This window comes from Pseudothermotoga elfii DSM 9442 = NBRC 107921 (genome assembly GCF_000504085.1).
GTDB classification, from domain to species: Bacteria; Thermotogota; Thermotogae; order Thermotogales; family DSM-5069; genus Pseudothermotoga_B; species Pseudothermotoga_B elfii.
Map to the genome: position 1 here is coordinate 455275 of NC_022792.1, position 25503 is coordinate 480777.

Annotated in this window: 30 protein-coding genes; 28 read left to right on the top strand and 2 right to left on the bottom strand. The window is 38.7% G+C overall.

Annotation, left to right across the window (positions count from 1 at the left end; genetic code table 11):
- Positions 1-2: 2 nt before the first annotated feature.
- On the bottom strand, positions 3-1574 hold the full coding sequence (locus tag TEL01S_RS02115; protein ID WP_012002479.1) for a ClC family H(+)/Cl(-) exchange transporter: 1572 nt from the start codon (positions 1572-1574) through the stop codon (positions 3-5).
- Between the two features lie 215 nt (positions 1575-1789).
- Here TEL01S_RS02115 and TEL01S_RS02120 point away from each other — a divergent pair, with 215 nt between their 5' ends.
- Genes TEL01S_RS02120 through tsf form a run of 28 tightly spaced genes read left to right on the top strand, consistent with a single transcriptional unit; the run spans position 1790 to position 24344 of the window.
- A complete protein-coding gene (locus TEL01S_RS02120; protein WP_012002480.1) occupies positions 1790-3559 on the top strand; it encodes a ribonucleoside triphosphate reductase in 1770 nt (589 codons plus the stop codon).
- Positions 3546-4274, top strand: coding sequence for an anaerobic ribonucleoside-triphosphate reductase activating protein (locus TEL01S_RS02125; protein ID WP_081430055.1), 729 nt, complete (start codon positions 3546-3548; stop codon positions 4272-4274). The genes TEL01S_RS02120 and TEL01S_RS02125 overlap by 14 nt, the downstream gene beginning before the upstream one ends.
- 56 nt (positions 4275-4330) lie before the next feature.
- Complete coding sequence (locus tag TEL01S_RS02130; protein WP_228369040.1) at positions 4331-5131, top strand: 6-phosphofructokinase; 801 nt, start codon at positions 4331-4333, stop codon at positions 5129-5131.
- A 3-nt stretch (positions 5132-5134) separates the two neighbouring features.
- Positions 5135-5659 carry an AmmeMemoRadiSam system protein A gene (amrA, locus tag TEL01S_RS02135; RefSeq protein ID WP_012002483.1) on the top strand — a complete coding sequence of 175 codons (525 nt, stop codon included), beginning with the start codon at positions 5135-5137 and terminating at the stop codon, positions 5657-5659.
- An 11-nt stretch (positions 5660-5670) separates the two neighbouring features.
- Complete coding sequence (amrS, locus tag TEL01S_RS02140; RefSeq protein ID WP_012002484.1) at positions 5671-6660, top strand: AmmeMemoRadiSam system radical SAM enzyme; 990 nt, start codon at positions 5671-5673, stop codon at positions 6658-6660.
- Complete coding sequence (locus TEL01S_RS02145; RefSeq protein ID WP_012002485.1) at positions 6630-7682, top strand: FAD:protein FMN transferase; 1053 nt, start codon at positions 6630-6632, stop codon at positions 7680-7682. Before amrS ends, TEL01S_RS02145 begins: the two co-directional genes overlap by 31 nt.
- Entirely contained in the window at positions 7666-8031 is a 366-nt protein-coding gene (locus tag TEL01S_RS02150; protein ID WP_012002486.1) for a NusG domain II-containing protein, read from the top strand. Before TEL01S_RS02145 ends, TEL01S_RS02150 begins: the two co-directional genes overlap by 17 nt.
- A complete protein-coding gene (locus TEL01S_RS02155; protein ID WP_012002487.1) occupies positions 8028-8603 on the top strand; it encodes a Gx transporter family protein in 576 nt (191 codons plus the stop codon). Before TEL01S_RS02150 ends, TEL01S_RS02155 begins: the two co-directional genes overlap by 4 nt.
- Positions 8500-9102 carry a Maf family nucleotide pyrophosphatase gene (locus tag TEL01S_RS02160; RefSeq protein ID WP_012002488.1) on the top strand — a complete coding sequence of 201 codons (603 nt, stop codon included), beginning with the start codon at positions 8500-8502 and terminating at the stop codon, positions 9100-9102. Before TEL01S_RS02155 ends, TEL01S_RS02160 begins: the two co-directional genes overlap by 104 nt.
- Complete coding sequence (gene radC / locus TEL01S_RS02165) at positions 9083-9742, top strand: RadC family protein (RefSeq protein WP_144313108.1); 660 nt, start codon at positions 9083-9085, stop codon at positions 9740-9742. Before TEL01S_RS02160 ends, radC begins: the two co-directional genes overlap by 20 nt.
- Positions 9723-10943: a hypothetical protein gene (locus TEL01S_RS02170; protein ID WP_012002490.1), complete on the top strand. Its 1221-nt coding sequence runs from the start codon at positions 9723-9725 to the stop codon at positions 10941-10943. The genes radC and TEL01S_RS02170 overlap by 20 nt, the downstream gene beginning before the upstream one ends.
- Entirely contained in the window at positions 10940-11488 is a 549-nt protein-coding gene (locus TEL01S_RS02175) for an HDIG domain-containing metalloprotein (protein ID WP_012002491.1), read from the top strand. The genes TEL01S_RS02170 and TEL01S_RS02175 overlap by 4 nt, the downstream gene beginning before the upstream one ends.
- Positions 11472-12233 (top strand): deoxyribose-phosphate aldolase, encoded by a 762-nt coding sequence (gene deoC / locus TEL01S_RS02180; RefSeq protein ID WP_049753339.1) that lies wholly within the window; start codon positions 11472-11474, stop codon positions 12231-12233. The genes TEL01S_RS02175 and deoC overlap by 17 nt, the downstream gene beginning before the upstream one ends.
- A 2-nt stretch (positions 12234-12235) precedes the next feature.
- On the top strand, positions 12236-12874 hold the full coding sequence (locus TEL01S_RS02185; protein WP_012002493.1) for a cyclodeaminase/cyclohydrolase family protein: 639 nt from the start codon (positions 12236-12238) through the stop codon (positions 12872-12874).
- Positions 12831-14024, top strand: coding sequence for a tRNA guanosine(34) transglycosylase Tgt (tgt, locus tag TEL01S_RS02190; protein ID WP_228369029.1), 1194 nt, complete (start codon positions 12831-12833; stop codon positions 14022-14024). The genes TEL01S_RS02185 and tgt overlap by 44 nt, the downstream gene beginning before the upstream one ends.
- The gene (locus TEL01S_RS02195) at positions 13951-14799 is read left to right on the top strand and encodes a hypothetical protein (RefSeq protein WP_228369030.1); all 849 of its coding nucleotides are present in this window, start codon (positions 13951-13953) and stop codon (positions 14797-14799) included. The genes tgt and TEL01S_RS02195 overlap by 74 nt, the downstream gene beginning before the upstream one ends.
- Positions 14793-15332: a bifunctional pyr operon transcriptional regulator/uracil phosphoribosyltransferase PyrR gene (gene pyrR, locus TEL01S_RS02200; protein WP_012002496.1), complete on the top strand. Its 540-nt coding sequence runs from the start codon at positions 14793-14795 to the stop codon at positions 15330-15332. The genes TEL01S_RS02195 and pyrR overlap by 7 nt, the downstream gene beginning before the upstream one ends.
- Positions 15332-15574: a hypothetical protein gene (locus TEL01S_RS02205; protein ID WP_012002497.1), complete on the top strand. Its 243-nt coding sequence runs from the start codon at positions 15332-15334 to the stop codon at positions 15572-15574. Before pyrR ends, TEL01S_RS02205 begins: the two co-directional genes overlap by 1 nt.
- Positions 15549-17762: a replication restart helicase PriA gene (gene priA, locus TEL01S_RS02210; protein WP_012002498.1), complete on the top strand. Its 2214-nt coding sequence runs from the start codon at positions 15549-15551 to the stop codon at positions 17760-17762. Before TEL01S_RS02205 ends, priA begins: the two co-directional genes overlap by 26 nt.
- 11 nt (positions 17763-17773) lie before the next feature.
- Positions 17774-19126, top strand: coding sequence for a bifunctional UDP-N-acetylglucosamine diphosphorylase/glucosamine-1-phosphate N-acetyltransferase GlmU (glmU, locus tag TEL01S_RS02215; RefSeq protein ID WP_012002499.1), 1353 nt, complete (start codon positions 17774-17776; stop codon positions 19124-19126).
- On the top strand, positions 19126-20076 hold the full coding sequence (locus TEL01S_RS02220) for a ribose-phosphate pyrophosphokinase (RefSeq protein WP_012002500.1): 951 nt from the start codon (positions 19126-19128) through the stop codon (positions 20074-20076). The genes glmU and TEL01S_RS02220 overlap by 1 nt, the downstream gene beginning before the upstream one ends.
- A 14-nt stretch (positions 20077-20090) precedes the next feature.
- The gene (locus tag TEL01S_RS02225) at positions 20091-20741 is read left to right on the top strand and encodes a 50S ribosomal protein L25 (RefSeq protein WP_012002501.1); all 651 of its coding nucleotides are present in this window, start codon (positions 20091-20093) and stop codon (positions 20739-20741) included.
- Complete coding sequence (gene pth, locus TEL01S_RS02230) at positions 20738-21301, top strand: aminoacyl-tRNA hydrolase (RefSeq protein ID WP_012002502.1); 564 nt, start codon at positions 20738-20740, stop codon at positions 21299-21301. Before TEL01S_RS02225 ends, pth begins: the two co-directional genes overlap by 4 nt.
- Positions 21298-21729 carry a hypothetical protein gene (locus TEL01S_RS02235; RefSeq protein WP_012002503.1) on the top strand — a complete coding sequence of 144 codons (432 nt, stop codon included), beginning with the start codon at positions 21298-21300 and terminating at the stop codon, positions 21727-21729. Before pth ends, TEL01S_RS02235 begins: the two co-directional genes overlap by 4 nt.
- Before the next feature lie 2 nt (positions 21730-21731).
- Positions 21732-22601 carry a prolipoprotein diacylglyceryl transferase gene (lgt, locus tag TEL01S_RS02240; protein ID WP_012002504.1) on the top strand — a complete coding sequence of 290 codons (870 nt, stop codon included), beginning with the start codon at positions 21732-21734 and terminating at the stop codon, positions 22599-22601.
- Between the two features lie 28 nt (positions 22602-22629).
- On the top strand, positions 22630-23211 hold the full coding sequence (locus TEL01S_RS02245; RefSeq protein ID WP_012002505.1) for a metallophosphoesterase family protein: 582 nt from the start codon (positions 22630-22632) through the stop codon (positions 23209-23211).
- Positions 23208-23702 (top strand): pantetheine-phosphate adenylyltransferase, encoded by a 495-nt coding sequence (coaD, locus tag TEL01S_RS02250; protein ID WP_012002506.1) that lies wholly within the window; start codon positions 23208-23210, stop codon positions 23700-23702. The genes TEL01S_RS02245 and coaD overlap by 4 nt, the downstream gene beginning before the upstream one ends.
- A gap of 45 nt (positions 23703-23747) precedes the next feature.
- Positions 23748-24344 carry a translation elongation factor Ts gene (tsf, locus tag TEL01S_RS02255; protein WP_012002507.1) on the top strand — a complete coding sequence of 199 codons (597 nt, stop codon included), beginning with the start codon at positions 23748-23750 and terminating at the stop codon, positions 24342-24344.
- A 22-nt stretch (positions 24345-24366) separates the two neighbouring features.
- On the opposite strand, the gene TEL01S_RS02260 is transcribed toward tsf, so the two are convergent.
- Positions 24367-25503, bottom strand: coding sequence for a trans-sulfuration enzyme family protein (locus TEL01S_RS02260; protein ID WP_038051225.1), 1137 nt, complete (start codon positions 25501-25503; stop codon positions 24367-24369).

A 25503-nucleotide genomic window follows, 5' to 3' on the forward strand; every position in this document is an offset into this window, starting at 1 on the left:
TTCTATTCATTTTTGATGAATGAAAGAACCTCGTTACTTTCAATAACCCCTCTTCCGGGAGGCAGAAAATGTGGAATCTCATCGTTTTGGTTGAGAATAATAGTCAAAACGTCTCCCGGATGAATTACTGTTTCACCGTTTGGTATTATTTCATTGTTATCGCGTTTTATGAATGCGATAAGACAGCTTTCAGGCAAAACGCAATCCTTAATTTTCAGGCCAGCAAGCTCAGAATCGGGTGTGACAGTTACTCTGATGACAGATGTACGTTTTGCTTGCGCTGTTTTTGATAAAGGAAGCCTTTCGAAAAGCATATCATAAACGGAAGACACTTTAAACAGGCTCGATATGATATAGGCAGATATGGAAACAACGGAAAGCGACAGTAAATGGTTGAAAGATCCAACAAGTTCTGTAACAAGTGCTATGCCAGTTATTGGTGCCCTGACCACACTGGCAAAATAACTGGCCATACCCAGGACTACAAAATTAGTTAAATAGGAATCATTAAAATTCCAGAACACGTTTATCAAATGATAATATGCACTACCAATAAGAGCACCAATTGCGAGCATTGGCAAAAAAATACCACCAGGTGCCTTTGAGCCATAACTGATCATTGTAAAATAAAATTTCAAAACAAGTAAGACAATCAACATTTTTGCTGAAAAAAGTCCATGTGCAACGTCCATTATTAATTCGTGTCCTCCACCCAGAACCTGCGGGATTTTCAACAGGAAAAACCAGGCAGCTATTGTAGGGATCATTAAACTGAATACCTTCAATTTTCCCATCTGTTCTGAAAACCACAGGATGCTCTTGGTGAAGAATGCACCAAAAATACCAATTACTACTCCTAAACCAAGTATGAGTGGATAGTACTTTAAAGGTAATACACTGGAGAGTTTCAGATCAAATATTGGAGCCACTCCAAACACAACTTTTGAAATATATCCAGCTGTTATAGCTGCTATCATCGAAGTTAAAAGAGTTAGCGGAGATATATTTCTTTGCAGTTCCTCTATCGAGAAAATGACAGCGGCAAATGGAGCATTAAAGGCAGCGGCAAGTCCGGCACTTGAACCAGCAACAATCATATGCTTTTTTTCAAGATCATTTTTAGCAAATTTATTTGAAAATATGAGCCCTACTGAAGCTCCTATCTGAACAGACGGTCCTTCTCTGCCAAGTGAAAAGCCGTTTATTATTGCCAAGAAACCTCCAAAAAATTTTCCGAGAAGAACTTTTAACGGTTCATAATTAATTTTTCTCAGCAAAATGGCTCTGACCTGTGGTATACCACTGCCGTTTACATGCGGTACTTTTTTGGTAATCCACCAAATGATGAGCGAAAAGCCAACTGTCATGAATATCCAGAAAATAAACCAGCTGCCATACTTTATCGAACTTCTTATATTTTCAGCGCATGTAATCGAAAGTCTATAAAGAACAACTACCAGACCAGACACAGCGCCAGTCAGGAAACTTTTAAATATCAATTTGTTGGTGAGCACCTTTTTTGTGCTGAGAATATCTGCAAAATATCTGTTTTTTCTATAACCTGAACCACCCATAGCATTCTCCTCAGGTCATTACACTATTTTTCACGTGTACTACCACGTAAAAATTTTAATGGTGCAATTTGTCAACGCTGTAAAGAACTCAGTAAGGTCGGTCATATTTTTCCTTGCGTTTTTTTTAAGGTCATTTGTTGAAAAGATTCTTGACATTATCCTATATATTGTATATTATGTTATTTAGATACTATATATAGTATGGAGGTGTTTGCATGAAAAACATGGTTGAACAGTATTTGCTGTTGAAAGACTGGCGTATCAGAGAGAACAGTAACATGAATTATTCGTTGCAGGGGTTAAATAATCACATTGTTTCAGAGATTACATCCGATTACTGGCTTAAATGTGTATATACAGAGAAAATCTCTAAAGCCCATATGGAGGGAGATTTTCACATACACGATTTGAATTTGCTTGCTCCATACTGTTGTGGTTGGGATTTGAGAGATCTTTTAATCAACGGATTTGGTGGGGTTGATCAAAAGATAGAGAGTAAACCGCCAAGACATTTCAGGGTAGCTTTGATGCAAATTGTCAATTTTTTCTACACGTTACAAGGCGAAGCTGCCGGTGCTCAAGCTTTTTCAAATGTTGATACGCTTCTGGCACCTTTTATTGCTTACGATAAACTTTCTTATCAAGAAGTAGTTCAATGTCTTCAGGAATTTGTTTTTAATCTAAATGTTCCAACCAGAGTGGGATTTCAAACTCCTTTTGTGAATATAACAATGGATGTAGTTGTTCCAAAGTATATGGCGAATGAACCTGTTATTGTAGGTGGTCAGTTTCAGGAAAAAACATATGGTGAATTTCAGCAGGAAATGGATATGTTTAACAAGGCGTTTTGTGAAGTGATGTTAGAAGGCGATGCGAGAGGAAGAGTCTTTAGTTTTCCAATACCTACATATAATGTGACCGGGAATTTCCCATGGGAAAGTGAAGTCGGGTATATGATTTTACAGATGACTGCCAAGTACGGTATACCTTATTTTGCCAATTTTGTGAGCTCGGGTTTATCGCCCGAGGATGTTCGAAGCATGTGTTGCAGGCTCAGATTAGACAACCGAGAGCTTTACATAAGAGGTGGTGGGCTTTTTGGGGCAAATCCAATGACGGGATCCATAGGTGTGGTAACTATCAATATGCCGAGGATAGGGTATTTATCTGGAACCGAGGAAGAGTTTTTCAAAAGATTGAATTCTATTATGGAGATAGCAAAAGAAAGCCTTATTGTAAAAAGAAATGCAATAGAGAAATTCACAGAATGGGGATTGTATCCGTATTCAAAGGTCTGTTTGAAAAAAGTTAAAAAATTTTTTGGACAGTATTGGCACAATCATTTCAGTACGATAGGACTTGTTGGTATGCATGAAGCTTTGATGAACTTTTTCAAAAGAGGAATAGATACACCAGAAGGAAAAACTTTTGCAATGCGTGTTCTTGATTTCATGCGGGAAAAGCTGTTGATTTTTCAACAAGAAACCGGTACCCTTTTCAACCTTGAAGCAACGCCAGCTGAAGGTGCATCTTACAGACTGGCAAAACTTGATAAAGAGTGCTTCAAAAATATTTACACAAGTGGAGAAAATGAGCCTTATTACACAAATTCTACACAATTACCGGTGAATTACACAGATGATTTGTTTAGAGCTCTACAGATTCAAGAGGATTTACAGTTAAAATACACAGGCGGAACAGTTTTTCACATATTTCTGGGGGAAAAAGTTGAGGATGCATACAGCCTTGGAGCACTCATAAAGAGAATTTTTGAAAATTATAGACTTCCCTATATCACCGTAACCCCTACTTTCAGCATTTGCCGTGATCATGGTTATATCGGTGGAGAGGAATATTCCTGTCCAGTTTGTGGTCAGCCGACAGAAGTGTGGAGCAGAGTGGTGGGATTCTACAGACCAGTTCAAAACTGGAATCCTGGAAAACGAGAAGAATTCATTCATAGAGTAAATTATGTTGTTAATTGAGGTTGATGGACCGATGTATGTTCAAGGATGGGTCAAAGTAAGTTTGCTGGATTTTCCAAAAGAACCATGTTCTACTGTTTTTATCTCTGGGTGCAATTTGAGATGCCCATACTGCCATAATTCGATGCTTGTTACAGTTGATAAGTCTCTGGCACAGACAAAATGGAAAGAAGTTCTCGCATGGATCAAAAGCAACAGAAAACTTATAAATGCAGTATGTATAACAGGAGGAGAACCAACTTTAAGAAAAGATCTTTATTTAATGATCCATCTTGCAAAAGAATTAGGAATTAAGGTCAAACTTGATACAAATGGCACCCAACCATATATTATTGAAAAATTGATCAGGTTGAAAATGGTTGATTTCGTTGCAATGGATATAAAGGCTCCATTGAGCAAATATGAGAAGGTATGTCGTGCATCTGTAGATTTAGATTCCATAAAAAGATCAGTTGAGGTAATAAGATCACTTGCCCCAGAATACGAATTTCGCACTACTTATCATCCGGACCTGCTCTCCGTAGAAGATTTTTTGGAGATTTGCAAATGGCTGGACAGGTCATCAAATTACGTTCTTCAGCGATGTAGAATCGGAGAAAATCTTGATCCATCTTTCAACAAAATGCCAGTATATTACAGTTTAGGAGAAATTATCAAATTACTCAGAAATCATTTTCAGCATTTCACTTTGAGAGGATTTAGTGAGTTCGCGTAAAAATCTTTCATGGCACGTTAGGGGTATAATAAATCTTGGGAGGATTTTAATTGAGGGTGGGGTTTCTGATAGATGGTATTTGCCCGGGTGCCAATCAGTTTATATACACTCTGACGAATTATTTATCAAGTATTACTGGGTTTTTCCATGGATGGCAAGGCTTGCTGGAAAACGATTTTAAGTTAATCAGGGCTAACGAAATTGAGCAATTTAAAAAAATGGGTGGTTCTATTGTAGGAAGCACACGTAAGATATCGATTTTTCATGACTGGAAGTCGAAGGTTATCAGAGTTTTGACGATGAATCATATAGATTTGCTGGTTGTTCTGGGGTCTGAAAGATCGTTTCCCATGGTTAGCGAGTTATTTTCGGCCGGAGTAAAAGTTGTTCTATTACCATGCGCAGATTCTGGTTCTTTTTGCTTCAGTTATAGACTTGGGTTAACTACCGTGACTTTGCAATTGTTGAATTTTTTTCATTCTCTCAATAGATATGATCATGGATCTGTTACAGTTCTTTTTCCGAATGGAATTGAAGATGTAATTTCTAAGCTGAGGCTTGCCAGCGATTTTGTTTTGTTGCGTGAAAGTGATAAGGCCTCTGTAATTTTCAGAAATCACCCTGCAAGAGAAACCACTACGATAAAAATCCTTGGTATGCTCAGTTCAGCATTTCCAGAGAAAAAAGATATAGAGTTTGCAAGAGTTTGCGCCAAAAAATTGGTTGATTATCTTGATAATCCAAAAGGAGGAGTACTTGCAGAAATTGACGGGGGGTTGAAGATCATTCCACTTCAATATATTAAAAGCCAGACTGAATTTACTGTGGAGAGGATTCTTGAGAAAGTGAGGGAATAAATCATGAAAGGAGAACATCCTTATGTTAAGTGGGCCATAAAAAGCATTGAGGCATGGTTGAAAGAGAAAAGATTGCTGAACCCACTTAAAGATGGTGCACCTGTGGAATTACTGAAAAGAAGAGCGGGTGCTTTTGTTAGCCTCCATAAATTGGATGGATCTCTCAGAGGGTGTATAGGAACATATGTTCCGACGAAAGAAAATCTTGCTGAAGAAATAAGGGATAATGCAATTGCTGCAGCAGTGGAAGACCCTCGCTTTCTTCCAGTTAGCACAAATGAGCTTGATGATATTAAAGTAAGTGTTGATATATTGAGCGAACCTGAAGAGGTGTCGGGTATAAACCAGCTTGACCCTAAGAAATATGGCATTATAGTTGCGAAAGGATATCGAAGGGGTCTTCTGTTACCTGATTTAGAGGGTATCGATACTGTTCAGGAACAATTAAAAATAGCCAGGAGAAAAGCGGGCATTCTGGATAATGAGAAAATTACCGTATACCGTTTTACAGTTGAAAGGTTTTATTAAGGAGTGATTTTGTGCAAAAAATGGCGTTGTATTTTACCAGTCTTTCAGATGAAAAAATTAAATGCGAACTTTGTCCCCATCATTGTGTTTTGGAGAATGGGCAGATCGGTTTTTGCCTGACCAGAAAAAATAAGGAAGGGATTATGGAGTTATTGAATTATGGTCAGATTACGTCTATTTGCGTGGATCCAATAGAGAAGAAACCGTTATTTCATTTCAATCCAGGGGAGAAGATCTTATCTGTTGGAACCTTTGGCTGCAACATGAAATGTGCTTTTTGTCAAAATTGGGAAATATCCCAGCAACCGGCTCCAACTCGCCGGGTTCTTCCTGAACAGCTTGTCTCCATAGCTCTGGAGAGAGGTTCTCGTGGTATAGCCTATACTTACAATGAGCCATTCGTTTGGTTTGAATTTGTTCTCGATACGTCCAGAATAGCTTCCAAGGAAGGTTTGTATAACGTTTTAGTCACGAATGGGCTTGTAGAAGAAGACCCTCTCAGCCTGTTGATACAATCAATTCATGCCATAAATGTTGATCTCAAAGCTTTCGAGGAAGAAACTTACCGTCGTCTCGGGGGAGATTTGAACACTGTTAAGAGGACCATAAAAGTAGCTGTTGAGGCAGGTATACATGTTGAGATAACTACACTGATTGTACCAGGAATCAGTGACGACATGGAACATCTTGAGGAAGAATTCAAATGGCTGGCAAGTTTAGATAAATCTTTGCCTCTTCATTTATCTCGTTATTTTCCAAACTATAGAATGAGCAATCCTGCCACATCAAATTCAAAACTTATTGAGGCCTATAACCTGGCGCGACAGTATCTGGATTATGTTTATATAGGAAATCTTTGGGATTCAAATTACGAAAGCACGGTTTGCCCTTCGTGTGGGACCCTCGTAGTCAGGCGTGATAGGTATGAGATTCAAAACGAAGGTTTAGATCGAGAAGGCAGGTGCAAAAAATGCGGAAAAAAGATCGCGAAAGTTTTTTAAGAACAAATCGTTTGTTGTTTATTCTTCTTTTCGTTGGTCTGGCGATAATCTTTTCCTTAACTGCCGCAGTCTTTGTCAGATCACAGCACAACTATTATGAGTACGATGGCTTTACGCTTGGAACCTACTGCAGAATCGTTGTTTCGTCGAAAAAAGGCTCAAAATCCCTTGCGGAAATCATGTTTGATGAGATGGACAGAATTTATAAAAAATACAACCTGAATGATGAAAATAGTTTCTTGAGTAAAATAAACACTTCCAAAGATTGGGTTGACCTTGACGAGGAAACATTTGTTCTTCTTGATGCTGCTGTCAAATTTTCGGAAATAACCAGTGGGGCGTTTGACCCTGCTCTTGGAAATCTAATAGAGCTCTGGGGATTCAACAAAATAGCTGAACATTCACCAGAGACTGTACCATCAAAATTTGATATAGCTGAAACATTGAAAAAATCAGGGGTAAGAAACGTAGAATTAGACCGGAACACAAGGAGAATAAGGTTGCTGAATGGTGTCAAGCTTGATCTTGGAGGGATAGCTAAGGGTTATGCCCTTGATAGGGCATATCAGATAGCGAAAGAAATTGATCCGGAGTGTACGGGTTTTGTTGAAGCCGGGGGCGATATTAGAATACTTGGGCCAAAATTTGGATCTCGACCATGGGTTGTTGGTGTGAAAGATCCGCGGAAAGCAGACTCGGTGGTAACGTACCTTTATTTGACAGAAGGTGCTGTTGCCACTTCTGGCGATTACGAGAGATACTTTATTTTGGACAACGTGAGGTATCATCATATTCTTTCACCTGAAACAGGTTATCCTGCACAGGGTGCTCAATCAGCAACCGTTGTTGCAAAAGACGCGGTAACAGCTGATGCACTTTCAACGGCTGCTTTTGTCATGGCGAAAGACTGGGAGTACGTAGTCCTGGAATATCCAAAATTTGGAGGAAGTGTTTTGATAATAACAGAGGATGGATCTGTGTGCAGATCACCTTCAATGAGAGTATATGAGCAGGCGAAATAAGTTTTTCAGAAAAGCAGATTTTCTTGTAATATTGGTAATTTTGCTGATAATTGTTATCAGTTTTTTTGTTAAGGATAAAAATTCCTCGCAAGTAGAGGTATGGAAAAATGGAGAGATCGCGATGGTAATCAAACAGGCAGGGGAATACGAGCTCAGAGAAGGTGATAATCATTTGATGAACATATATTTTGACGGGAAGACGGTCTTTGTCAAGAATAGTTCATGCTCATTGAAAATTTGTGAAAAAACTGGAAAAGTTGGACCTGGTGGGGTTATCATATGTGTTCCGAACAGGGTTCTAATAAAGTTCAGTGGTAAAATGCCAAAGGCGGATGTGATAACTTGGTGAGAGCGAAGAGAATAGCCTTAACAGCGTTAATGATCAGCCTGGGTGTGGTAACGTATGTTCTGGAAAGTGTAGTACCTTTTCCCATTCCAAATGGAAAATGGGGATTCTCAAATTTTGTTGTGTTGCTTTCTATTTTTGCTTTTGGGGGAGTTGAAGGAATAAAAGTTGCGATCGGGAAAAGTTTGATCGGGTCTATTTTGACCGGCCACTTTATGGATGTGGCTTTTTTTATGAGTGTTGCTGGGTCTTCGTCTGCAGCTCTGATTGAAACTGTCTTATCCAGGGTTGGGTTCTTTGGTCTATTTGGTGTAAGTTTGTGCGGAAGTATTGCAAATAATATTGCTCAAATATTTGTTGGCTCTGTTTTTTTGCAAAGCAAATCTTTCTTTATAATACTACCTTATATGCTTTTTCTTGGCATACCAGGTGCCCTTGCAAACGCATATATTGTTAAGAGGGTGTTGCCGTATGTTGAAAGAATTCAGGTTAGTACTGGCTTCGACTTCACCACGAAGGAAAATGCTGCTCAAGAAACTGTTCCGCAGATTCGAAATAATCGCTCCGGAAATTGAAGAAAAGAATTTCGAGACTGCCCAGGAAACAGTTGAAAAACTATCAATTTTGAAGGCTTTGAATGTTTATGAAAAGGTCAGTGATGCAATTGTTATTGGAGCAGATACGATAGTCGAAGTGGATGGAAATATTCTGGGAAAACCAGAAAATAATTCTGAAGCACGATGTTATTTGCGCATGTTGTCGAATCGTTCACATATTGTACATACAGCTGTGGCGGTTGTCAGCCGTGGAGAGGTCTGGACCAAATATCGCTATACCACAGTCAAATTCAGAAAAATACCCGATGAATTCCTTGATAGTTATATTTCAATATATTCATTTGATAAAGCAGGAGGATATGGTATTCAGGACTTGGGTGGAGTTCTTGTGGAAGGTATAGATGGTGATTTATATACTGTAATGGGTTTACCTATAGGAGATTTGTGGGAATATTTTTACTCAAAAGGGTGGTGGAGTTTTGAAACCGAGAGAGAGGATGCTGAAAATTGGATCTGAAGGCCTTTCAAAAGAAGAACTCATTGCCATTTTATTGCGTACAGGAACCCGTGGAAAAGGTGTATTAGAGCTTGCTAATGAATTGCTACACAGCTTTAATTCGTCTCTTAAGATGCTTGCAAATGCAGAAATAGAGGAAATAGCTTCAGTAGATGGGGTTGGTATAGCAAAGGCTGCGTCGATAAAAGCTGCTCTTGAACTTGGAAAAAGACTTTATCGTGAATTATCAGATAACCGTATTTTGTTAGACAAGCCGGAATCAGTATACGAATATTGCCATGAGATGAGGTTTTTTGAAAAAGAAGTGCTGAGAGTTATTCTTCTGGACAGTAAGTTGTTCTCGGTATTTCACAAAGACATTACTCAAGGTACGAACAATCAAACGATATTTCATCCAAGAGAAATATTTAGAATCGCTATCAGATCCAATGCAACTTCAATTATAGTTGTTCACAACCATCCTTCCGGAGATCCATCACCCAGTGCCGAAGACAAAAAAGCAACAGAGATGTTAATTTCTGCAGGTGATATACTCGGAATAGAGATTATTGATCATTTGATAGTTGGCAGAGAAAGGTACTATAGTTTTCGAGAAAACAGATTGCTGGGGGATAGAAAAGGTGGAAGAAGAAAAAGATGAAAGAATTTTGAATCTGTTACGACTCAAAATGGAACTTGAAAAAGATCTTCAAAAGCGCGGTGTAAAACAAACCGATCACCCTAAGAGATCTTTCGTGCCTCCAAAAGTGAAGGTGTCAATCGAGGAAGATCTGAATGTGCCGGTTAATGAGATATGGTCGTTGTATGATTTGAATCGATTTACTTATGGTGAAGACGAGTTATTGATCGAAAAATCTGTCCAGAAAAGGATAATATCTGTAGGAGACAAAAACCAGCGTTTGATTCTGGAAAAGATTGTTCACCTTCTCAAGGGAGATTATGACGGCTGTGTTGGCTTGAGTAAAAAGAGCGATCAGTATCTTGATAGCATTGATCTAATTGCAGATCTTTACAAAAACCAAACTCCACCTGTTGAAAAAATGGTTTCCCTCCTCAGAAATTATTCATCTTCGCCTGTAGCTCTTCTATCTGCTGGGGAAGTGCTTCTCTCCATGGGGCGATTTCGAGAGGTTGCCAAACTTTTCAAAATAGCTTATGAAACCTCTAAGGATCCATACATACTACTTTTAACAAGTGCATATGATTCAGCTCAAATAGACGGGGCACTTTTTGCTAACTGTGCATCGAAAGGAAATTATAAACTTCTGGTATTGCTGATTTCGGCACTTACCGAAGATGAAAGCAAAGCAGATAAAGTAATAGATGTAATCAAAAAAAAGCAATATACGTGTGTAAGATACATAGTTTCAAGAGCAAATCTCTCCATAGACGAGCTTTTCCCATTTTGCCCAAGATCACTTATTTTAAACAATGCGATTCAATTTATGGAAACGGGGAGATTTGATGAAGATCTCATTTCTACTCTTTCAAAACATGACCCACAGGCTTATTTACTTTTGCTTAGCAATGCTTTAAGGCGCGGTGATCTCGTAATGGCAAGAGAAATTCTTTCTATGATTATAAATTCAGCAGAAGGTGTATCTGTAACACCTGTCAATAAATCGAAAGCCCCCGTTTGCCTACAAAGTGTTGTAAGCATGCGAAAACCGATGGGAAAGTCAATTTTAATTGATGATCCTGATGAAGGTCTAACAATTATTCAAAAATCCATAGAGCAATTCGGGGATGTTTACGTTACCTTTAAAGACATTGAGTTTTTGAGGTTGTATTATGGTGAGAGATTTTGCAAAAATAATTATCTTCAGGAGGGTTCAAAATGATTAGTAGAGAAGAAGCGTTAGAACTTGTCAAATTGCACGTGAAAAGCAAAAATTTGATCAAACATTGTTTGGCAGTGGAAGTTGTTATGAAGTTTTTGGCTGAAAAGTTTTCAGAAGATGTGAACTTATGGGCTATATCAGGGTTACTTCACGATCTGGATTATGACTATACGAAAGATAATCCGGAAAATCACGGCTTAAAAACCATTGAACTTCTTAAAAATTATGATATTCCACAATCTGTGAAAGACGCAATACTTGCTCACTGTGATAAGAAAAATCGTGTCACTAATATGGAAAAAGCCATATACGTTGCTGATCCGACAACCGGCTTTATCGTAGCTGCAGCGTTGATAACTCCTGAGAAATCCCTTTCTTCTGTTGACACTGATTTTCTGTTGAGGAGATTTAAAGAAAAGCTTTTTGCAAAAGGTGCTAATAGAGATCAAATGAAAAGATGTGAGGATCTTGGATTATCACTTGAGGAATTTTTAACTCTGTCGTTAGATGCTATGAAATCGATTAGTCATGATCTTGGTCTGTGAGGTGATAGCAGTGAGCAGTTTAGAGTATCTTATTGAAGAAAGAATTGTTCGTTATAAAGAAGAATATAAATTTGAACCTTTTCTCAAAGAAGTTTCACGTGAGATGGTCAGAAAGAGCATAGAACATACTTTGTTAAAACCTACCGCGACTGTCGAAGATATCGTTGCTCTATGTGAACAAGCCAAGGAATATAAATTTTGTGGTGTTTGTGTTAATCCATCCTTTGCCGAAACTTCTTTACAATTGCTTAAGGGTAGTGGTGTGAAAGTCATAAGTGTTGTCGGATTTCCTCTTGGGACAAATACTCAGCTTTCCAAAGCACAGGAAGCATCTGAATTAATCAGAATAGGTGTGGATGAAATAGACATGGTAATTCACGTTGGTATGCTCAAATCACACGAATGGTCATATGTATATGAAGATATTCGTGGGGTTGTTGAAGCTTGTAAGGGTAAGCCTGTAAAAGTTATAATTGAAACATGCTATCTTACTAATGAAGAAAAGATAGCCGCTTGTGTCATCAGTGAACTTGCTGGCGCAAGTTTTGTTAAAACCTCGACAGGTTTTGGTCCTGCTGGTGCAACAGCAGAAGATGTAAATCTCATGAAATGGTCTGCACCAAAGCTTTCTGTGAAAGCATCTGGCGGGATTCGTTCTTACAATCAGGCAATTGATTTAATTAAAGCAGGGGCAACCAGAATAGGTACAAGCTCAGGAACAAAGATAATCTCTGAGGAGGTATAGAAATGAGTATTGAAAAAATATCCTTAAGGGAGTTCACTGAAAAAGTATCGGATAGAAATCCGACACCTGGTGGAGGTGCAGTTAGTGCGTTCGTTGGTTCTCTGGCAGCTTCACTTGTAGAAATGGTTGCCAATCTGACTCTTTTGAGAGAGGATTATTCAGAATGGCATACTGAAATGGAACGAGTAATAGAACTTATGGAAGAAACGAGAGTTGCGCTGCTGGAAAGTGTTGATCTGGATATTAAGGCTTTTGACGAAGTTATGAATGCATACAGATTACCAAAATCAACAAACGAAGAAAAAGAACGCAGAACTCAAGCAATCCAAGAAGCGCTAAAAGCTGCTGCACATGTACCATACGAGACTTGCAGACATTTGAAAGAAATTGCGAAATGTGCTCTTATTGTTGCAAAGTGGGGAAATGTGAATGCGATATCTGATGCTATAAGTGCTGCTGAACTTGCTATGGGATCCTTTTACTCAGCAAGGGCTAATGTGCTGATAAATCTTAAATCCATAAAAGACGAAGACTTTAAAAATAATATGCTTCACGAATTGAAAACATTTGCCGGAGAAATGGAAGGAGCGTTAAAGAGTGTGCGACAGATTGCTTCAGAAAGAGCAAAGATCCTGTTTTGAAATAGTATCAAAATTTGGCGAAGCACGTGTAGGAAAATTGCACACGAATCATGGTGATTATGAAACACCAGTATTTATGCCGGTTGGAACTAATGCCAACGTTAAACTAACTGACACAATGAGACTGAAGGAAATAGGAGCAGGCATAATACTGGGGAATTCTTATCATTTAGCTGTTAGACCGGGACTTGATGTTATACGTTTGCACGGAGGACTTCATCAATTTATGGGGTGGAAAGGAGGTATACTCACCGACAGTGGGGGATTTCAGGTTTTTAGCTTGAGAAAGCTTCGTGATATTGGTGACGACGGCGTCTTAATAACTTCTCCTGTAGATGGTTCTAAAATGCTGCTAACTCCAGAACTATCTATGGAAATCCAGAGCACCTTGAACTCGGACATAGTAATGGTTTTAGATCATTGCCCAGGTCCTGAAGACAGTTATACGGAATCCATGGTATCTGCTAAGAGAACTTACAATTGGGCTATGAGATGCTTAAAACATGGGGTAAATGAACATCAATTGTTGTTTGCGATTGCCCAGGGAGGCGTATATGAAGATCTCAGAAAACTTAGCGCAGAACAGCTTTCTCAGCTTCCTTTCGATGGTTTTGCGATTGGTGGCTTAAGCCTTGGAGAACCATTTGAAAAAACACTTTATTTAACACAAATTACTGTATCAGCCTTGCCTTCCGAGAATCCTCGATATTTCATGGGGGGCGGTTCACCTGCTCTGATAATTCAACTTGTTGAGATGGGGGTTGATATGTTTGATAGTGTTTTTCCCACGAGGCTTGCGAGACATGGTGCAGCGCTTACGTGGAAAGGAAGGTTGAATATTAAATCTGCCAGATTTAAAAGAGACCTCCAGCCAATTGAGGAAAACTGTGATTGCTTTGTCTGCCAGAACTATAGTAAATCTTACTTGCACCATCTTTTTGACAGAAAAGAGGTACTCGGTGGTATACTTCTCACATACCATAATCTGCATTTTATGATGAAATTCATGAACAAGATTCGTAATTCAATTGAAGACGGGACCTTTAAAACTTTGAAAAGGGAGGTGCTGGATGTCTATGGAAAGGGTAAAAAAGCTGATTTGTATGTTGATGCTGCTATTTCTGACAACAATAATGGGAGATATAATTGATTTTTCAGGGGATGGGAGATATGCATCTGCAACAGGTCCCTGGGCATTTAGAATGAATCCCGCTGGCATAGTGGAAAATGAATTTCGCCAGCTTTTGATTTCCAACACGTTGAGGATGGGAAGCAACAATGTTCGAAGTTTTTCAGTATCGTTGCTGCAACCTTCAGAAGATTCCTTAGCGGGTGTTTTACAGTTATCAAGTGATTTCACTGATTTCGAAATGGGAAGGCTTTCTTTTCTTTATGGCATTGCGGGGAGAGCATCGACTGTCGATCTTGGATTGAACATCGGATTTGAGAGAATTGAAGAAGATTCTCAGGAGGATTACTCCGTGTTCATTGATGTAGGAGCGCGGGGAAAATTTTCTGAAGATAGTTATGCATATTACAGTATTGTGGTGAAAAAATTCAGAGTTTGGTCAAGTAAATCCGATCTTATGAATACGGCAGACATTGGTGGAGGGGTCTCCCTTGAGTTCGACCAGATGAAATTTTCATTTGATGTAATGTATGTTTCAAACGAGCTTTGGAATTTTTCTCCCGCTGCTGAACTGAGTCTTGCCCCAGTTAATTTATATGTGTGTATACCTCTTTTCTATTTACCAGAAAATTCGAAAAGCGCTTTGTCAGTTGATTTTGGTGGCGATGTGCAGATAGGCAATTTTAATATAGGAGCTTCGGTTTTTTATCCTTTTACCAAGCTAAATAGCTCGGATCTTTTCGGCGAATTGGGTTATGATTGGCATATAGATTTCCGTGTTGGCGTGAGATGGTGAGAAAAGTTAAAGTTCTTTCCGAAGATGATATTGAAAGATCTTTAAAACGAATAGCTCACGAAGTACTGGAGAAAAATCGCGGCGCTCAAGACCTGATACTCATGGGTATCATGACGAGGGGAGTTTTTCTTGCAAAAAGACTTGCAGCACTCATAGAATCAATTGAAAAAGTGACGGTACCTGTTGGAGAGCTTGATGTGGGACCTTACAGGGATGACGGAAAAAAAACAGATTATTGCAAAACAAAAGTTAGATTTCCAATCGATGGTAAAATCGTTGTGCTCGTGGATGATGTATTGTTTACCGGCAGAACCGTGCGAGCAGCTCTGGGCGCACTATCAGATATTGGAAGGCCCAGGATGGTTCAGCTTGCGGTACTAATTGATAGAGGGCACAGAGAGTTACCAATAAGGCCAGATTTTGTTGGAAAAAATCTTCCAACTTCGAAAAACAGAGAGAGAGTTAATGTGAATTTATCAGAAATTGATGGAGAAGACGGAGTTTATATAATTCATTTGGAGGAATCGGTTTAATGGGTATTTCATTTGAAAGGTATATCAAGGCTATTGAAAAAGTTTTGAACAACATGGTAGAAAAAGAACGTGTCAATGTCGATGTCAGTGAGTTATGGATAGATACATCTATTCCCGAAGACTTGATAGTGGAAATCATTAAAAATTGTCAGCTCGAGTATCCAGAAGCGCTTGAGTCTATAACATACGATGGAAAAACATTGTGGAAACGCGATCATGATTTACGAGATAGCAATATCTAAGATCCCGCTGAGAAAAAGTTTTCTGTATCAATATAGTGGTGAGTTGGAATCTGGCGAGAGAGTGCTGGTAAGTTTTAATAGTAGAGATTGTGTTGGTTATGTCTTATGTCAATCAGAGTTATCGGATAACATTGATTTGAGAGAAATAAAAGAAATAAAAGAAAGAATAGATGGGCTGAGTTTTGTCAATCCGAGGGATGTGGAATTGATAAAATGGGTAGCTCGTCGCTTTTATTCCCCGATTGGTCAGCTTTTTGATATGATGATACCGGCTTTTGTAGATGATTATGCAAAAACAATGGTTGAATCAACTTCTGAATTAATCCCATTAGAATCAATGAGTTTATCTGAATTTATTTCAAAATATGGTGAGAAAACCCTGAAGATGTATTTGAAGAAAGGTTATATAAAACTTCGTAGAATTTTTGCAGCAAAACAACCAAGGCCAAGGGTGGGGAATCTTTATCTTTTTTTGAACAAAAATCTTGAAGAGGCCATTTTAACGGCAAAAAATCCAGATGAGTACGATGTTTTAAATTACTTGTTTGCGAATGAAGGTGCAACTGTCAATCAGGTAGTTGAATCTACAGGTGTAACTGTCAAAAAGATTCGGAAGATGATGGATAAGGGTTTACTCAGAGCATCAGATATGCCATCTATTCAAAGTGCTTTGATAGAAAAAAATAGAGAAAATCAATTGATAATAGATGATAATGAGCCTGAGAAAAAGGTAATTTCCGGTGGAACTGTTGAGGAAAGATTCAATTTGATTCTTCCGCTGATAAAAAATGCTATTGAATCCGGCTGTTCGGTTTTATATTTAGTTCCTCTTTCTTCACAGATACCTTATATCGCCGGTATGGTTCAGAAATCTCTTGATGTCAGAACGTATGTTTATCATGGTAATCTTTCAAAATCGCAAAAAGCTTTGGTTTGGATATCAGCCTACAAAGGAGAGACGGGGGTATATATCGGGACCAGAAACACTGTTTTTCTTCCTATCAAAAAACTTGGGGCTATTGTTGTCGAAAATGATGAGGACGAGAGCTACTATCAGTTTGAGGAGCCTGTGTTTGATTGTGTTGAGGTTGCACAGAAGAGGGCATTTTTATACGATGTACCTCTGATACTCTCTTCAGCTTCTGGTAGACTTGATGATTTTAGCGATTTAGAAAACTCCTGCATTCTAAAATTACAGACATCTTCCAGAAATGTAATCCTTGTTGATATGAAGAAACAGAACAGCTTTTTGTCAGATCAGCTTGTTGAAAACATGAGAAAAGTTTTGAATGACGGCAAAAATATACTACTTCTGACCAGAAGGAAAGGTTATTCTCCATTTGTCAGATGCCTTGTTTGTGGATATACTGTTCTCTGTCCAAACTGTGACGTAGCCATGTCGTTTCATAAATCGGAAAATCTTTACAAATGTCACCAGTGTGGTTATGTGGAGCAAGTATCAGATATTTGCCCGAAATGTGGGGCTCACGCATTGTACCCAAAAGGTTTTGGAACTGAGAGAATTGAAAGATTGATCAAATACAATTTTCCATCAGCCAGAGTTGCAAGGATTGATAGGGACACAACAAATTTTCGAGAATTACTCAATCGCTTATTTGAATTTCAAAAAGGAGAACTTGACATCCTTGTGGGGACAAGAATCATTTTGCATGGATTTACCTACCCAAAGCTTGGTTTGCTCGGATTTGTCGATATAGATAGCTTGCTTTTTCAACCGGATTATAACTCCAAAATTCGGGTATATCAGCAACTTCGCCAGGGGTTACAGATGGCACCGAATGCATTGATGGTTATTCAGACAGCAGAACCTGACAGTGATTTGATAAAATACTTGTTTTCATCTGAGTATTGTTTTTATCAAGAAGAACTTGAGAGAAGAAAATCTGGGAATTACCCGCCATATTCGTTTTTAGTACAGGTAGTCCTGGAAAGCGATAATCCTTCAATAGGATGGGATCTCATAAGTTCCTGTGTGGATTCGCTTAGGGATGAAGAAGTCCTTGGGCCTGTAGAACATGCAGTTTTCAAATTAAAAGGTAAGTACAGGTTTCACTTTCTTATCAAAACTCGTGAACTTGATGATACACTAAGTAAACTGGACGGCAAACTGAATGAAATAGGATGGAAGGGTTGGAGGGTGTTCATAAATCCTCCACATTTGTGGTAAGGGGTGAAAGTATGAGATGTATTGTTCTTGCAGCGGGAATGGGTGTAAGGATGAATTCGAAATACGCAAAGGTCACTCATACCGTTTGTGGCAAGCCTATGATTCGTTGGATTCTCGATACAGTACTGAATCTGCTCGATAAGGTATGTGTGGTTGTTGGCCACGATGCTGATTCAGTTAAAAAGCTTTTACCTGAAAATGTGGAAGTGGTTCATCAAAGTCAGCAGCTCGGTACGGGGCATGCCGTGATGAGTGCAAGAAATTTTATAGATCCAGCCGATAACTTGCTTATTCTTTATGGAGATATGCCTTTGATCACTGAGGGTACTATCCAGAAAATAATCAATTCACATAATTTGTCAAACTGTGATGCAACAGTTGTTTCTGTTGAGATGAATGATCCGACGGGATATGGCAGGATTGTTAGAGACAAATCTGGAAAGTTTGTAAAGATAGTTGAAGAATCTGAGGCATCAAATAGGGAAAAAGCCATTGTGGAAGTAAATACAGGAGTATATATCTTCAATGGGAGAAAACTTTTAGAAGTTTTACCAATGATTAACTGTAAAAACAAGAAAGGTGAGTACTATCTTACAGATGTGTTTGCATTCTTGGAGAGGGTCAATATTTATAAATCAGAACGCAGTTGTGAGTTTATCGGGATAAACAATCGAATTCAACTTGCACAGGCAGAAAAATTTCGCAGACAATGGATACTTGAAGAATTAATGATTAAAGGTGTTACCATTGTGGACCCGGAGACAACCTATATTGATGCTGATGTTAAGATTGGTAGAGATAGCATAATATATCCAATGAGTTTCATACATGGAGATACTAAAATAGGAGAAGATTGTATTATAGGCCCCATGACGAGGATAATTGACTCTTATATTGGAGACAGGGTTACTATTGTCAGATCTGAGTGCAAGGGGGCTCGAATTATGAGCGATGTTTCTGTTGGTCCCTTTAGCAGATTAAGAGAAGGAACGGTTTTGTGTAATGGTGTGAAGATTGGCAATTTTGTGGAAATTAAGAATTCGGAGATAGACCAAAATACGAAAGCACAACATTTGACATATTTGGGAGACGCTGTTGTTGGAAAAAGTGTTAATATAGGTGCCGGGACAATAACATGTAATTTCGACGGCAAGAGAAAAAATCAAACAGTTATCGAAGATGAAGTTTTTATTGGAAGCAATACAGCGCTGGTGGCACCGGTAAAAGTGGAAAAAGGAGCGTTTGTTGCTGCTGGATCAACGATAAACAGAAATGTGCCCGCCTGGAGTTTGGCTATAGCAAGAGCCAGACAGGAAATTAAGCTTAACTGGGTTATCGATAAAAGGAAAAAGGAGGAAGATTGATGCCGTTTCAGAGAAATGATTTGAAGTTATTCGCTGGAAATTCTAATCCGGAGTTAGCAAAACGAGTAGCTGATTATTTGGGACTTCGACTTGGTGACTGTCAGGTTTCAAGATTTTCCGACGGAGAGATAAATGTTAAAATAAATGAAACGGTGAGAGGACATGATGTATTTGTCTTACAATCTTTTTCGCCCCCGGTGAATGAAAATGTAATGGAGCTCCTTATAATGATTGATGCTTTCAGAAGGGCTTCTGCGAATAGTGTTGCTGTTGTACTGCCATATTATGGATATGCTCGTCAGGATAGGAAGGCAAAAGGAAGAGACCCTATTACAGCAAAGTTGGTTGCGAATTTAATTACCGTTGCGGGAGCAAACAGGGTGCTTACTGTTGATCTTCATGCCGAGCAGATACAGGGTTTTTTCGATATACCGCTGGATAATCTCTACAGTTTTCCTGTATTTATAGACGAAATAATGAGAATGCATGGAGATGAAAAAGAAAAACTGGTAGTCGTAGCTCCGGACGTAGGGGCAGTAAAAAGAGCCAGCAAATTTGCCGAAAAACTTGGTGTTCCACTCGCTATACTTGACAAGAGGCGCCCAACAGATAACGTGGCAGAGGTTGTTCACGTGATAGGAGAAGTTAAGGGAAAAGTAACAGTTGTGTTTGACGATATAATCGATACAGCTGGTACCCTGGTTCAGGGTGCGGAGATCTTGAAAAAATCAGGTGCAGAACGCATACTTGCTTGTGCAACGCATGGTATTCTTTCTGGAAATGCCGTTGATAGAATAGAGAAAAGTGATATTGATAAGGTTTATATAACTGATACAGTTTATCACAAAGGACTGTCGAGTAAATTCCATGTTGTCAGTGTATCAGCTCTTTTAGGAGAGGCGATAATCAGGATAAGAAAGAATCTTTCTGTGAGTATATTGTTTAGATGAGGAGGGAAAAAGCGATGCGGCTTAAAGCAATGTTGAGAAACGAGCGAGGAAAAAGATCTGTTAGAAAAATGAGAGCAAAAGGTTTGATCCCAGCTGTTGTGTATGGGCCGGAAACCGAGCCTCTGAGTATTAATCTAAATAAGTCAGAGGTAGAAAAGTTGCTGGCTAAGGCCTCCGAGGCTCTTCCAGTAGGATTAGAAATAAAATATGACGATCGTTCCGAGGAAATGGAGGTCTTCATAAAAAAAGTACAGGTGGATAAAGTAACGGATGAAATTGTTCATATCGATTTTTACAAACCTGCCAAAGGTCATACTATGAAGATAAACGTTCCGATTCGTGTTTTTGGGAAAGCCATAGGCGTCGAAAAAGGAGGAATTCTGGAGATAGTTCATAACGAGCTTCCTGTAGAAACATTACCATCTGCTTTGATAGACCACATAGAAATAGATGTTACACATTTGGAACTTGGACAATCTGTACATGTGAAAGATTTGCGATTGCCTTCAGGCATGAAGGCGTTGTTGCATCCAGAAGAGGCTTTGGTAACAATAGTTGTACCCCGTGGTTTGCTTGTTGAAGAGGCACATGAAGCTGTTGAAGTACAGGAAACAGCTGAACCAGAGGTTATAAAGAAAGGCAAGAAAGAGGAAGAAGAGGATTGAAAGTAATTGTAGGACTTGGTAATCCCGGTCCACGTTATGCCTTTAACAGGCATAACGTGGGTTTTATGTTTGTAGATCGATTCAAAGAGTTCAAAAAGTGCAGCACATGGCAACACAGAGATAGGTATACTTTTAGCCAGTGCAAAGACATTTTTTTAGTGAAACCGAATACTTTCATGAATTTAAGTGGGATAGCTGTTATAAAATGTCAAAGAGATTTTCATGTCACGACTACTGATATAATTGTTGTATATGACGATGTTGATTTACCGTGTGGAAGGCTCAGAATAAAAGCCCAGGGAGGATCTGGTGGTCACAGGGGATTACAATCAATCATTGATTATATTGGGACCAACGAGTTTGTTCGTTTGAGAATAGGAATAGGACCAAAACCAGAAAATATTGATTTAGCTGATTATGTGCTTGAAGATTTCACTGAAGAAGAGTTAAGATTGATTGATAAGGTTCTTGATAAAGCAGTGGAAGCAGTTGATGTCATGTTGAATGAAGGTTTAAGCAAAGCGATGTCTGTTTTCAATTCTTACGAGGTGGTTTTGTGAAATGTAATTCTTGTGGAGGCCCAGGTGAGAAATTTATTAGATTTGTGTCTGATGGGATGGTTAAAGAGATTAATTACTGCACAGATTGCCTGAGAAGATCACTCAGGGAGGCTCCTGTGTTCTCAAAAGAGGGAATAAAATATATCGCAGCTCACATAGAGATTGTCCAGGATACAGATCTGAGGGAAATTTCACCAGATGGCTCGGGTACCAGTGATGTCATATTTTCAATAGCTCCAGTCGCTGTTTTGAGAATTTTGTTTGATAAAGATAATGTTTCTCAAACCGACCTCAACGAAGCAGCTAAGAGGAGAATTTATGTGCTCCAGCATAGATTGGAAGAAGCTCTAAAGCAGGAGGATTACAAAACGGCGAACAAGATAAAAAAGCAGATTAATGATATAAGGGAACGTATTCTGGAGAAATGATTATGGTAGGTCGAATAATAATTTTTGGCCTTTGTTTTGTTTTGTTGTTTTTTTTCCTTTCCAATGTTTTTTCGGGAAATCTCATTCTGTCCAGTGCAATATTGAAGCTGGGGAGATTTGAGATACGTTACTACTCAGTTTTCATACTGACAGGTGTTATACTTGCCTATATTCTTGCAAGAAAAAGAGCTCTGAAAGAAGGAGTCAAAGCTGAACAGCTGGACGAGTTGATTTTCTATGCGATTATTTTTGGCATAGTAGGTGCTCGTCTATTTTACGTAATCTTCAACTGGAATTATTACAGAAATAATTTCATTGAAATTTTCATGGTTTGGCATGGGGGATTAGCCATACAGGGCGCGATTGTTTTTGGTATAACTGTTTTCATTTTGTACTCAAAGATTAAGAAAAACCTTACCTTCAGTATATTTCAAGCACTCGATCTTGGAGCTCTGTACCTTCCCTTAGGTCAATCTATAGGCAGGTGGGGTAATCTTTTTAACTACGAGGCCTTTGGTGGCCCTACCACGTTACCATGGAAAATGTATGTGCCATCAGGATTTCGCCCGATAAAATATATAAATTATGAATATTTTCATCCCACTTTTTTATATGAATCTATATGGGATTTTTCGATCTTTTTATTGTTGATTTTGTATATTGAAAGGCATAGAAAAAATCACGGCGAGGTCTTCGCACTGTATTTATGTTTTTATTCCCTTGGAAGAATTTGCATTGAAAGCCTCAGGCTTGATAGCCTTTTCTGGGGGGAAGTTCGTGTTGCTCAGCTTTTTAGTGCAATATTGATGATAGCAGGGTTCATTTTGTTTATTTACAGAAGGGGCGGTCTTTCTGATCTACGCGATCGGTGACATCCACGGTTGTGCCTCAGCGCTTGAAATGCTTCTCAATTTGCTCCCTCTGGAGAAAAGTGACAGATTGATTTTTCTGGGAGATTATGTAGATCGTGGGCCAGATAGCAAACTTGTTTTGAATAAATTGATATCTCTGAGAGATGTATATGACTGTGTTTTTTTAAGAGGAAATCACGAATGGATGATGCTTAATTATCTGGATGAAGGTCGCGATTTCGAGTTGTGGTCTATAAATGGAGCTATGGCTACAATTAGAAGTTACGGGGGAATAGAAAAGATTCCTCGCGAGCATATTGAGTTTCTTCATTCAACGGTTTTCTACCACGTGGAAACAGATTTTGTCTTTGTTCATGCAGGGGTGAGACCTTCAATTCCATTGGAAAAACAGAGTTATTTTGATCTGGTATGGATAAGGGACGAATTTATCTTCTGTGATGAACCTTTAAAAGACTATACTGTTGTTTTTGGGCATACGCCTTTTGAAAAAGTTTTTTTCGGTAAGAATAAAATAGGAATAGATACTGGTTGTGTTTATGGAGGTAATTTGACAGCAATGCGGTTGTATGATAGAAAAATCTTTCAGATTAAGTGTGGTGACTTAAGGTGAAGGCAGTTTACCCGGGATCTTTTGATCCAATTACCTATGGTCATCTTGACATAGTTAATCGAGCGCTGAAAATTTTTGAAGAATTGTGGATCGTAGTAATGAGCAATCCAAGAAAATCCCCCGTTTTTACTGTTGAAGAAAGAGTAGAGATGATATCAGATCTTGTTAAAAAAGAACCAAATGTACATGTGGATAGTTATCAGGGGTTACTTGTTGATTACCTCAGGAGTAGAAATATAAAGGTAGTTATACGTGGTCTTAGAGCCGTTACAGATTTCCAGTATGAGCTTGAGATGGCTATAGCAAATAAAAGTATGTGCAAAGAATTTGAAACGGTTTTTCTTATGACTGATGAACGTTTTTCGTTTTTATCATCTGGATTGGTTAGGGAAGTTGCATCCATGGGAGGAGATGTGACTAAATGGGTTCCTCCAAATGTTGCAGAAGCTCTCGAAAAACTCAGGTCTAAAGGAAAACAATTTATGTTATAATAAGCCTTGCTCAATTTAGTAATAGTATGAGAAGGAGGTCATTTTATGCAGATAACCGCTGATATGGTTAAAAAATTGCGAGAGATGACAGGTGCAGGCGTTATGGAGTGTAAAACGGCTCTGACTGAAGCAGATGGTGATTTTGAAAAGGCTGTGGAAGTGCTCAGAAAACGAGGTGCTGCGGTGGCACAGAAAAAAGCAGGAAGATTAACAAAAGAAGGTATAGTTACTTCATACATTCACTTTAATGATAAAATTGGTGTGCTCTTAGAATTGGGTTGCGAAACAGATTTTGTGGCCAGAATGCCGGAATTTAAGGAACTTGCATACAATCTTGCCAAGCATGTTGCGGCTATGAATCCAAAATATGTTACCAGGGAGGATGTCCCGGAAGAGGTTTTAGAGAAAGAAAAAGAAATTTACAGAGCTCAGTTGGAAAACTCCAATAAACCAGCGGCTGTTGTGGAGAAAATTGTTCAGGGTAAACTCGAAAAATTCTATGAAGAAGTTTGCTTATACGATCAGAAATACATTTTTGACGATGAAAAAACAGTAAAAGAAGTTGTTGATGAGTTGATAGGAAAGATAAGAGAAAATATCAGAGTAACAAGGTTCGTCAGAATGCGAGTGGGAGAGGAATAAAATTGGCGCCTTAAGGCGCCTTTTATATTTTATTCAGTGCCTGGGAAAGATCTTCGAGAAGATCTTGAACATCTTCAATCCCTACGGATAATCTGACTCCTCCCTTAGATATGTGAGCTTTTTGCAGTTCCTCATCGTTCAATGCTGAGTGTGATGTTAGACATGGAATAGTTACAAGAGATTCTACACCTGCAAGTGACGTGGCCTGGCGAAAGAGCTTCAAATTGCTGGCGAATCTCAAAGCGTTGTCGGTTGTTTCTAAATCAATATAAATGACTCCTCCAAAACCAGGACAATCTTTGTAACATTCAGGGATATTTTGTTGCAATGAGGGATATCTTACTTCTTTTATTTTCGGGTGTTTTAAGAGAAAATCTACGATAATTTCAGCATTTTTGTTATGCTGCGTCATTCTTAATGAGAGTGTCTTCACCGACCGAGCCGTTAGAAAAGCTTCAAATGGATTTGGATTGGCACCGAAGGTATACATTTGTCTCCAGATTTTTTCAATCAATTTTTGATGTCTGGCAGTGACAAAACCGAGTATGATATCCGAATGACCTCCAACATATTTTGTTAGACTATGGATTTCAACGTCGGCTCCAAATTTGAGCGGTCTAAAGTTGTAAGGAGACATAAAGGTATTATCTACATAAAGTAATGCACCTTGCTCATGTGCTTTTTTTGCCAATGAATCTATATCAGCAAGTTTTAGCAATGGATTTGTTAATGACTCAACAAAAACAACCTTCGCATCACTAAAATCTCTGTGGTTCAACTCATCTACAGGTGTAAATTCGCATTTTATACAGAATTTTGATAAAATTTCTCTGATCATGGCATATGTGCCACCGTAAAGTTCCGCCGAGAAAATCACCCTGTCGTTTTCAGATAAAACAGATAAGAGAGAGCAACTTATTGCTGCCATTCCAGAAGATAGAAGTACACCGTCCTCTCCGTTGCAAAGTGCCGCCAATTTTTTCTCCAGCATTCTTACAGTCGGATTGGACATTCTTGAATAGATGTAACTATTTCTATCGTTAGACTCATATTTTTCAGCACTCATGAGAAAATTCGATGTTTGAAAAATCGGTGTGGTTACTGAATCGAGAAGATGAATCTCCCCGATGTGGATAGCTTTTGTGCTGAACCCTTTCAT

Coding starts and splice junctions, on each gene's coding strand:
- glmU (WP_012002499.1), top strand. CDS start 17,774: ATGAGATGTATTGTTCTTGCAGCGGGAATGGGTGTAAGGATGAATTCG.
- TEL01S_RS02150 (WP_012002486.1), top strand. CDS start 7,666: ATGAGCAGGCGAAATAAGTTTTTCAGAAAAGCAGATTTTCTTGTAATA.
- deoC (WP_049753339.1), top strand. CDS start 11,472: ATGATCTTGGTCTGTGAGGTGATAGCAGTGAGCAGTTTAGAGTATCTT.
- priA (WP_012002498.1), top strand. CDS start 15,549: ATGATTTACGAGATAGCAATATCTAAGATCCCGCTGAGAAAAAGTTTT.
- TEL01S_RS02205 (WP_012002497.1), top strand. CDS start 15,332: ATGGGTATTTCATTTGAAAGGTATATCAAGGCTATTGAAAAAGTTTTG.
- TEL01S_RS02245 (WP_012002505.1), top strand. CDS start 22,630: ATGCTTCTCAATTTGCTCCCTCTGGAGAAAAGTGACAGATTGATTTTT.
- tsf (WP_012002507.1), top strand. CDS start 23,748: ATGCAGATAACCGCTGATATGGTTAAAAAATTGCGAGAGATGACAGGT.
- TEL01S_RS02115 (WP_012002479.1), bottom strand. CDS start 1,574: ATGGGTGGTTCAGGTTATAGAAAAAACAGATATTTTGCAGATATTCTC.
- radC (WP_144313108.1), top strand. CDS start 9,083: ATGCTGAAAATTGGATCTGAAGGCCTTTCAAAAGAAGAACTCATTGCC.
- TEL01S_RS02220 (WP_012002500.1), top strand. CDS start 19,126: ATGCCGTTTCAGAGAAATGATTTGAAGTTATTCGCTGGAAATTCTAAT.
- lgt (WP_012002504.1), top strand. CDS start 21,732: ATGGTAGGTCGAATAATAATTTTTGGCCTTTGTTTTGTTTTGTTGTTT.
- TEL01S_RS02145 (WP_012002485.1), top strand. CDS start 6,630: ATGCGGAAAAAAGATCGCGAAAGTTTTTTAAGAACAAATCGTTTGTTG.
- amrA (WP_012002483.1), top strand. CDS start 5,135: ATGAAAGGAGAACATCCTTATGTTAAGTGGGCCATAAAAAGCATTGAG.
- TEL01S_RS02260 (WP_038051225.1), bottom strand. CDS start 25,503: ATGAAAGGGTTCAGCACAAAAGCTATCCACATCGGGGAGATTCATCTT.
- TEL01S_RS02195 (WP_228369030.1), top strand. CDS start 13,951: ATGGAAAGGGTAAAAAAGCTGATTTGTATGTTGATGCTGCTATTTCTG.
- TEL01S_RS02185 (WP_012002493.1), top strand. CDS start 12,236: ATGAGTATTGAAAAAATATCCTTAAGGGAGTTCACTGAAAAAGTATCG.
- TEL01S_RS02225 (WP_012002501.1), top strand. CDS start 20,091: ATGCGGCTTAAAGCAATGTTGAGAAACGAGCGAGGAAAAAGATCTGTT.
- TEL01S_RS02160 (WP_012002488.1), top strand. CDS start 8,500: ATGTTGAAAGAATTCAGGTTAGTACTGGCTTCGACTTCACCACGAAGG.
- pyrR (WP_012002496.1), top strand. CDS start 14,793: ATGGTGAGAAAAGTTAAAGTTCTTTCCGAAGATGATATTGAAAGATCT.
- TEL01S_RS02120 (WP_012002480.1), top strand. CDS start 1,790: ATGAAAAACATGGTTGAACAGTATTTGCTGTTGAAAGACTGGCGTATC.
- TEL01S_RS02175 (WP_012002491.1), top strand. CDS start 10,940: ATGATTAGTAGAGAAGAAGCGTTAGAACTTGTCAAATTGCACGTGAAA.
- TEL01S_RS02125 (WP_081430055.1), top strand. CDS start 3,546: ATGTTGTTAATTGAGGTTGATGGACCGATGTATGTTCAAGGATGGGTC.